The sequence below is a fragment of the Bartonella sp. AP88XZML genome, from assembly GCF_042195565.1.
In the GTDB taxonomy this organism is placed as follows: Bacteria; Pseudomonadota; Alphaproteobacteria; order Rhizobiales; family Rhizobiaceae; genus Bartonella.
In genome coordinates, this window is the sequence record NZ_JBHIOQ010000048.1 from 1 (window position 1) to 2,660 (window position 2,660).

A 2,660-nucleotide genomic window follows, 5' to 3' on the forward strand; every position below is an offset into this window, starting at 1 on the left:
ACCGGAGGACCGATACCTGTAAAGCGAGATGTTTATCGTCATAAGAGAACACTTTCGCACTTAGTGTCGGTCATTCAAGATATAATACTAAAAAACACAATAAAGTCAATAGGTTGTGTGAAATTATTTTATATGAATCCACTCAAGAATCCATCTTTTTATGCATGATTCATTTGACCATTTTTTATATAAGATTGCCATGGATGAATAGACTGTAAAAAGCAAATCATGATGCAAATATTATAACGCATGTAAACGTTCAAATGAAATGAAAAGCAGATATCATTCATAACAGTTCATAAATTTTATGGTACGTTTTTATCACAGCACAAATCACATTATTTAAAAATTTAGTCGTTTGAAAATATCGATAACATAAATTGTATAGGTTTAAAAAATGGTATGAGTTTTGCTCTTTTTTGAGCTAAACCTTCAAAGGAATAATCGTTTGAAACGGTCATAAGCTTATAGGTTTAGTTTATAAAGATTGCATAAAAGGATTTAAAGACAAGATCGATTTTATAACCACGGTATTTTTTACCGCGGTAGGAAATAAAGGTCATGAAATTCAAAACGCTATATCTCATGAAATGAAAAGCCTTTTAATGAATAGATTGCAGGCTAGTCTTTAAGAACGGAACTATTCGCTTCCACAAAAAAATGGAGGCAAATAATGCCATGGCAGTAGAATAACTATCTACTTTAGATTTGGTACTAAAAACGTTTTAAAAGTTATAGTTTAAAAATACGAAACCAAAAGAGCTCTTTCCAAATTTGGGGGCAGCTATTAAGACAAAGATAAGCAAACAAACTTCAAAACCATTGTAACATCATAAGGTATGGGGTTTCTCACTTTTTATTAAAAGCAACAATGTTTAAAGAATGCTCTATTCTAAGATAACACCCCCAAAATGGACCGGCTAATATTTAAAGAAATTAGGTTTTAATGAAAAGTACAAATACGCTTATGAAAGCTCTTTAAATGCACGTTTAAACGTTTGAAACATAAAATGAGATCTTTATAAGAAACGTTAAAACTCTTTTTATTACAGTTATAACTTAGTTATCATTTGCTCTTAAGAACGTTTCATTTATGAGAAAACTAAGATTTAGCTTTCACAGCAGAAAAAATTTAAAAACCTTACATTTTATAAAAGCGTTTGTTTATTTATCTTATGAAAAGCTGCTTTTAAAAACCAATGCTTGCAAGCTAAAAAGAACGTTTTTTGCAGATATTTATTGAATATGCATTTGCTTTTGATTGAATTATTAAAGCTACCGAGCGTTTTGATACGTTTGAGAGCAACAAAAAGCGTTTATAGGTTTTCTCATTCAAATGAGTGAGTAAAAATCAAACGCATCATTTACATTCCTTTTGATAAGTTTTCATAAAGATAATAGAGCGCTTGCAATATGATACGTTTTGTATATATGCATTCATTACTCCATTGTGGATGATTATTTTTTATCATTATAATCGTTATTTGAAAGCCGCGTCATATCACTTGGCACGGCTTTCTTTTATGAATGCTATCTTTTATGATGGAGTTATCCTATTAAAAGCCCCCCCACGCCGTTCTTTATTCTGTTTTATCAGTTATATTGACAACATTATCCCTTTCATACACCTCACAATTTTTTGGAACCAACCTTACTTTGCTTTTTTTATTGATTTTTGCATTGCCATAAACACGCCCCCAGATCGTTGCACAATATGAGATTTTAGCATTGCCATAAACAGAGCCATAAATCTCACAAGAGCCACTCACACAAGCATTTCCATAAACCTTGCCATAAATTTTAGCACGACCATTAATAACAGCATAATTATAAACTTTTGCATGGCTATAAATGCAAGCTGAGCCACAAACCTTGGCATGACCATAGACGCGTGCATAACTAAAAACCGTAGCATCATAAGAAACATGCGCATGGTCATAAATATGAGCATCAGCAAGAATGCGGGCACTACCATTCACATGAGCATACCCATAAACATTGCCATAAACATGAGCATTGCCATAGACAAAAGCATGGTCATAAACTTTAGCATATTGAGAGATAAAAGCTTTTCCATAGACCTCAGCATTGCCATAAACTTGACCACAGACTTGCGAATAATGCCGTATTTTTGCATCATCATACACCCTTGCATGACCATAGACACAAGCCTCATCATAGACCCAGCAATTACCATCATGGGATAGGTTTTCCTTTTCAATAAAGCCGCCTAAGGACCCCGCCTTTATATCATCAAAATCTTTTAAAGCTTTAATGCGATAAAGGCTTATAATATTTCGAGTAAGAGCATGTTTGATTTTTTTGATTTCACTGGTTAATTCATATTTTTTGCACATAGAGATACCCTCACAATCTAATGTGATAAACGTTTGATAAAATTTGAAATGGAAAAATTGGGTTTGAAAGCAGGCGCCCCCGCCGCGCCCGCGCGTCTTTACGCAGCGTTATTTTCAATAATCTTTACAACGGTATCGTTTTCATAAATTTCACAATCTTCAGGAATTCCATATGCATAATAAAAGTTTTGTTTGACATATGAATAACCATCTCTTTTTAACCTTGCATTGCCATGTACCAAACCTCTAATGGTGTGATAACCAGTCACTTTTGCATTCCCATAAACAGAACCATAGACCTTA

General features: G+C 33.2%; 1 protein-coding gene and 1 pseudogene. Both read right to left on the minus strand.

What is annotated here, in order from left to right; all coding sequences use genetic code 11:
• Window positions 1-1,580: 1,580 nt before the first annotated feature.
• Complete coding sequence (locus tag ACFIK2_RS06875; RefSeq protein WP_375677064.1) at window positions 1,581-2,357, minus strand: hypothetical protein; 777 nt, start codon at window positions 2,355-2,357, stop codon at window positions 1,581-1,583.
• A gap of 98 nt (window positions 2,358-2,455) precedes the next feature.
• A pseudogene (locus tag ACFIK2_RS06880) lies at window positions 2,456-2,660 on the minus strand (hypothetical protein); the annotation flags it as partial.